Source organism: Trichococcus sp., assembly GCF_049589555.1.
In the GTDB taxonomy this organism is placed as follows: domain Bacteria; phylum Bacillota; class Bacilli; order Lactobacillales; family Aerococcaceae; genus Trichococcus.
Map to the genome: position 1 here is coordinate 1 of NZ_JBAWAZ010000349.1, position 2,883 is coordinate 2,883.

A 2,883-nucleotide genomic window follows, 5' to 3' on the forward strand; every position below is an offset into this window, starting at 1 on the left:
ACATATGATGATGCTGTTGCGAAGTACGGTGAACCTAACAGCAATTCTGAAAGTAGTTTTAATGATACTACAACTAAAATTTCTTCATGGACTAATGTAGACGGGAACTTCCTCGACACATTAATTATTACGTTTTCAAATGGCAACGCGACTGGTAAAGGATTTACCGGATTTAGCTACAATTCAGATGCTCCTGAAGCTACGTTAGAGGCGTTCAACGCTATAACAACTGATGGAAGCTATACCTTTGATCAAGCTATAGCACAATTCGGTGAGCCTGATAGTGCATCTGAATCATTGTTTGGCGGTCAACACATTAATCTAGTTGGTTGGTCATCGAATGTTAAGGGTGATTTTGGTGCTAATTTCAACCTGACAGTAACAGACGGTGTTGTTACCGGAAAATCACAATTCGGAATGCAATAATAAATTGAATAAAAAATCCCCCTATTTTGGATAAAACAAAAAGGCTAGAGAAGGCTTTGTATATGCCTTCTCTAGCCTTTTTTTATTATTTACCCTACGCTGCCTTCCATCTCATACGCAATCAGTCTGTTCAACTCGACCGCATACTCCATCGGAAGTTCCTTGGTGAATGGCTCGACGAAGCCCATGACGATCATTTCGGTCGCTTGGGATTCGCTGAGGCCACGGCTCATCAGGTAGTACAGCTGCTCTTCGGAGATTTTGGAAACTTTCGCTTCATGCTCCAGGGAGACTCTGCCGTTGTGGATTTCGTTGAACGGGATCGTGTCGGAAGTGGAGATGTCGTCCATGATGATCGTATCGCATTCGATATGCGAGATCGATCCTTCCGATTTCTTGCCAAACTTCACTTGTCCACGGTAGTTAACTGCCCCGCCGTCTTTGGCGATCGACTTGGAGACGATCGAGCTGGACGTATACGGTGCGTTGTGGATCATTTTTGCGCCGGTATCCTGCTGTTGGCCTTTGCCGGCGAAAGCTACGGAAAGCATCGTTCCTTTGGCGCCGCGTCCGTTCAGGATGACGCTCGGGTATTTCATGGTCACTTTTGATCCCAAGTTGCCGTCGATCCATTCCATCGTCGCGTTTTCCAGGGCTACGGCACGTTTCGTTACCAGGTTGTAGACGTTGCCTGACCAGTTTTGGATGGTCGTGTAGCGGCAGTAGGCGTCCTTCTTCACGAGGATCTCAACGACTGCGCAATGTAGGCTGTCGGCTGAATAGGTCGGTGCGGTACAGCCTTCAACATAGTGGACGCTGGCGCCTTCGTCGACGACGATCAGCGTGCGCTCGAACTGGCCGGAGCCTTCGTTGTTGATACGGAAGTACGTCTGCAACGGCACATCGCAGATGACGCCTTTCGGCACATAGATGAACGTGCCCCCGGACCAGACGGCCGAATTCAAGGCCGCTTCGAAGTTGTCAGTCGGCGGTACAATGCTGGCGAAGTATTCCTTGAAGATTTCCGGATATTCCTTCAGGGCCGTGTCCGTATCGGTGAAGATGATGCCCAATTTCTCGAACTCATCCTTCATGTTGTGGTAGACGGCTTCCGACTCATACTGGACCGTTACGCCGGCCAGATATGCGCGCTCAGCTTCAGGAATCCCGATTTTTTCGAAGGTTTCCTTGATTTCGTCAGGCACATCTTCCCAGGTTCTGGCTACTTTATCGGTTGCCTTCTGGAAATAGGTGATTTCGTCGAATTTCAGATGGGATAAATCCGGTCCCCAATTCGGCAAGGTTGATTTATGGTAGGCTTCCAATGATTTCAGACGGAAATCCAACATCCATTCCGGCTCTTCTTTTGATTCGGATATTTCCCTGACGATTTCTTCAGTCAGTCCTTTTCCGGTGGAATAGATGATTTTTGCGTCGTCATGAAAGCCAAATTTATAATCGTCAACTACTGGTACTTCGCTCATAAGATCTCTCCTTCATGCGGGGATTCCGCTTGTTCTTCCCCTTTTTCTTTTTTGTCTTGGAGAATCGCTCTTTCCAAAGCCTTCCAAGCCAAAGTGGCGCATTTGATGCGGGCCGGGAATTTCGCGACGCCGTTCAGGACGATTGCTTCGCCGAGGTGCTTTTCGTTCGGCTCGATTTTGTCCTGCACCAGCAGGAAAAATTCTTCCGCCAAGCACAACGCTTCTGCCTTCGTTTTGCCAATGACCACGTCCGTCATCATGCTGGCGCTGGCTGTGCTGATGCTGCAGCCGTGGCCTGAGAATTTGGCGGCCTTGATCGTGTCGCCGTCCATCGCCAATTGCAGTGTGATGACGTCGCCGCAGGTCGGGTTGTTCAGCTCGATCTGTTCGTCGGCGTTTTCCAAGGTGCCGTAATTGTGCGGATGACTGGAGTGGTCAAGAATGACATGGCGGTATAGGTTTTCTAGTTTAGATAAAGCCATCTTTGAAAAACTCCTTTATTTTATGCAAGGAGGCGATGAATTGATCGGCCTCTTCGAATGTGTTGTAGAAATAGAAACTCGCTCTGGCTGTCGAGGATACGTCCAAATAACGCATCAATGGCTGCGCGCAGTGGTGGCCGGCGCGGACAGCGATGCCTTCCATATCGAAAGCCGTAGCCAAGTCATGCGGATGGATCCCTTCCAGGTTGAAGGTGATGACGCCCGTGTGCTTTTCCGGATCGGCAGGACCGTAGACAGTGATGCCTTCGATCGCCTGCAGTTTCGGCAGCACGTAGCGCACCATTTCTTTTTCGTAGGCTTCGATGGCATCCATGCCGATCGCTTCCAGATAGTCGACGGCAGCCCCAAGGCCGATTCCGCCGGCGATGTTCGGTGTGCCCGCTTCGAATTTCCAAGGCAGAACACTCCAGGTGCTTTCCTGGTCGTAGACGAAATCGATCATTTCGCCGCCGAATTCGACTGGCTCCATT

The 2,883-nt window shown here is 49.8% G+C and carries 4 protein-coding genes; 1 reads left to right on the forward strand and 3 read right to left on the reverse strand.

Features of this window, described 5'->3' with window-relative positions; genetic code table 11:
• Positions 1–426 (forward strand): DUF3862 domain-containing protein (locus WBV27_RS12065; RefSeq protein WP_424202379.1); only part of this gene is annotated, 426 nt, incomplete at its 5' end.
• Positions 427–515: 89 nt separating this feature from the next.
• Here WBV27_RS12065 and sufB read toward each other — a convergent pair.
• The 3 genes from sufB to WBV27_RS12080 all read right to left on the reverse strand — a co-directional run.
• Complete coding sequence (gene sufB, locus WBV27_RS12070; protein ID WP_321380564.1) at positions 516–1,910, reverse strand: Fe-S cluster assembly protein SufB; 1,395 nt, start codon at positions 1,908–1,910, stop codon at positions 516–518.
• Positions 1,907–2,392 carry a Fe-S cluster assembly sulfur transfer protein SufU gene (gene sufU, locus WBV27_RS12075; protein ID WP_424202381.1) on the reverse strand — a complete coding sequence of 162 codons (486 nt, stop codon included), beginning with the start codon at positions 2,390–2,392 and terminating at the stop codon, positions 1,907–1,909. The genes sufB and sufU overlap by 4 nt, the downstream gene beginning before the upstream one ends.
• A partial coding sequence (locus WBV27_RS12080) for an aminotransferase class V-fold PLP-dependent enzyme (RefSeq protein ID WP_424202383.1) occupies positions 2,379–2,883 on the reverse strand: 505 nt, incomplete at its 5' end. The genes WBV27_RS12080 and sufU, both read right to left, overlap by 14 nt.